The 3,447-nt window shown below is 43.9% G+C and carries 2 protein-coding genes; one reads left to right on the plus strand and one right to left on the minus strand.

Annotated features, from left to right (window positions below):
• Positions 1-85: 85 nt before the first annotated feature.
• Positions 86-913: a DUF6816 family protein gene (locus AC4II3_RS06635; RefSeq protein WP_488007952.1), complete on the minus strand. Its 828-nt coding sequence runs from the start codon at positions 911-913 to the stop codon at positions 86-88.
• 757 nt (positions 914-1,670) lie between these two features.
• Here AC4II3_RS06635 and AC4II3_RS06640 point away from each other — a divergent pair.
• Positions 1,671-3,447: two-partner secretion domain-containing protein (locus tag AC4II3_RS06640; protein WP_490722792.1), on the plus strand; the 1,777-nt coding region annotated here is incomplete at its 3' end.

Consider the following 3,447-nt stretch of genomic DNA (forward strand, 5'->3'; position numbering starts at 1 on the left):
CCTTCAACCTATTAACCTTCAACCTATTAACCTTCAACCTATTAACCTTCAACCTATTAACCTTCAACCTGTTAACCTTAAACTTTCAACTTTCCCTAACTGGTACTAGTTCTAATTGATAGCGATAGAGAGCCACAGGTTTTTCCAAGGCTTTAAAGTAATCGGGGTCTTGTGGTGAGAGGTAAACTGCTGTGACTTGGTCAGCCTTAATCATCGGACTAGGTGATTTATAGAAGTGATATGCTGTTGTGGTTTCTACTTCGTTGAAAAAAGGTCGGCGAGTACCGCGAAAGACTTGGTTGACAACTTCTGTGGCAATAAACTGATCCGGAGCTGGTATTTCAGAAGCGCGTCCAGTAATCACCGAAACTAGTTGGCTGCCAGTGCGCAGAAGGGTAACCTGACGATTAGGGGAGTTGGGGTCTACTTTCACAGCTCTAATTATGCGTTCGCCTAGGTAAGCCCTAGCAATATTCAACCCATTGAACCCTCGGTCAGCAACCACCTCTTCAGCAACCACCTCTGAGGTAGGTTTGAAGACTGATCGATTTTTTCTAGAACGTTGAGTTCTAAACGGAATAAACCAATCCCCAAGCCCTGATCTTGATTTCCCAACCTTTTGAAACCGCACCAGAAAACTAATTGGTTCTTTTAGATGACTGCGATTACCTTCAAATCCTGGTGTCACTATTTCTGGTGCTAGAGGTGCTATCTGCTCGATCAGGGTGCTGGTAACTTTCCAAGTCCCCTTCATCCAAGTGGGATATACCAAATCCCCGGTGGCCGCTGTGACTGGCGGTTTGCTTTTCCAATCAGGAAACTGACCTAAACGCTCAGCTAACTCTCCTGCCTGAGCCTCACCACCAGCCAGCAGCAAGCTTAACACCAGACATAATCCCAGAATTCTTCTCAAACCAAAAGTCCTCTCACCTTAGACTGGTCAGCTATCTTGCGGTAAGGCAGGTCGCCCCATCCAAGCAAGAATCAAAGGAACAGGGGAGTGCTGACCTTTACCATTTTAACTTTGGGTGTCTGCACTATAGATGTTTCCACTGTCGGTGTTTTCACTAAGATATCCTTTTAGATATTCCTTAGCCTAATCCAGGGCTAACTGTCAAGTATAGTTCACTCTCGCGAGAACTGTCCAAAATCTGTAGAGTTTTTGATAATCGATGATTTTACTGACTTTTATTTCAATTGCTGGTAATTAAAAATTAATCTGATTAGCTTACCATAGAGATCTTAAAACTATGTGGCTATATCAAAAAGATTTAGTGAAGTTAATATAAATTAACGGGAACAAAGTTAATCAGTAATATTCATAATAAAAGTGTATATATAATACTAGTGTATATACTTAGATCTTCATAAAGGTTTCAATATTTCAGTTAAGCTCACCAGCCTGATGTTTACCAAACCCTGACTCAGAGTACTATTCCCCTCAGTATTGTGATTCAGTGTCATTCAGTGTCATTCAGTGTGATTCACTAGTAAGCAGCTGATACCCCAGGGTGCATCTGACCTCAGCTTAAAAACAGACGTATTAGGAAATTGCTAATCTCATCCTGTAGTTGACTAATGCATTTTGGAATTTAGGTGCGCTTTCCGTTGGCGAATTAAATTCGCCACGGGTCGCACCTCAGGATAGCCGATTAAAAACGATATTACCCATGAGCCAAATCAAATTAGCTGTGAGTCAAATCAGCCAGTCTCTGGCAGCCTTGTCTTTGTTGGTAGCCCATATTGGTGTCATGCCAACTCAAGCACAGCCTATTCCAGCCGATGATGGCACTCAGACCCAAGTCACCCCCAATGAGAATCAAGACAATCAATTTGACATTAGTGGTGGCATCCGCTCTGAAGATAATCTCTTTCACAGCTTTCTGGAGTTTGGTCTAGACCAAGACCAAATTGCTAACTTCCTATCTCAACCGGGTATAAAAAACATTCTGAGTCGGGTCACCGGTGGTAATGCTTCTGTGATCAACGGTCTGATCAAAATCACAGGGGAGGGCAACCCTAACCTGTTTTTAATGAACCCAGCAGGCATAATTTTTGGTGCTAATAGCCAGCTGGATGTCCCCGGTTCATTCACCGCAACTACGGCCACCAGGATTGGCTTTGGTGATGAGAATTGGTTTAATGCCTTTGGTGACAATGACTACTCTACCTTAGTCGTTACACCCAGTGCCTTTGCGTTTGATACATCCGAGACACCAGGACTAATTTTGAATGAGGGTATAGAAATCCTAGCAGGAAATAACCTGACTTTAATCGGTGGTACTGTCATCAACACCACTGAACTGGATCTTCCAGACGGAACAATTACTATAGCTACGGTACCTGGAGAAAGTTTGGTAAAAATTAGCCAAGAAGGTCTGTTGCTGAATTTGGAAGTTGAACCCCTACCCTCAGATACCCCCACAGCAGAACAAGATTTTACACCGCTCTCTTTAGCGGAGCTATTAACTGGGGATGGTGTGAGTCATGCCACAGAATTCACGGATAATGGTGATGAAACCGTAACCTTGACTAGTTCTGGCATCACTATAGCGCCTGGGGATGTAACTGTTAAGGACCTAACAGCACAAACTGCCTTCCTGTCTGCCAACAATAACCTGACTCTGAGTGCAAGCCAGCTATCTAGTAAGAACACCACCCTGTCTGCCAACAATGACCTGACTCTGAGTGCAAGCCAGATATCTAGCGACAACATTACCCTGTCTGCCAACAATAACCTGACTCTGACGGAAAGCCAGCTATCTAGCGATAACATTACCCTGTCTGCTAACAATAACCTGACTCTGACGGAAAGCCAGCTATCTAGCACGGGGGACTTAACCCTATTGGCTAAGGACACGGTGCGGATTAGGGACACACCAGATAATTCCTTTCAAGCAGTAGCAGGAGGAAACCTCAAGATTCAGGGGGATGGGGGCGTGAACCAGGATCAGGGCATTAAGCAGGATCGGGGCATTGATATCCTAGCACTGAACAATCCCAACACCCGCTTCCAGAGTGGTGGCGACCTGAGCTTGGTCAGCGATGGCAGGATCTCTACAGATGCTCACTTTGCCAGTGGCGGTAATTTCTCAATTCTGAATTTAGCTGGTGAACCAAAAAACTTTTTTAGCCTCCAAGACCCAATTATCACTGCTGACGGAGATGTTACCTTTGGGGATTACATAGGGTCTTCTCTTAAAGTAGAGTCCACAGGAAATATTGAAGGTGGGAAGATCACAATCACTGTACCAGATACTGGGCTACCAGACTCAGAGTTAACAGATACTCAGCCAGAAAATTTTCTAGAGTTAGTTTCCACTTCAAAGCGGAACGAATTAGATAGTGAAACTTTAAATAAATTAGAGAATCAAACCTTAAAAACTACTCGTGCCGTGATTTTAAGGGCGGGTTTGAATAAAGATGAATTGAGCAATCAAGTTGCGG

This window comes from Moorena sp., from assembly GCF_982860115.1.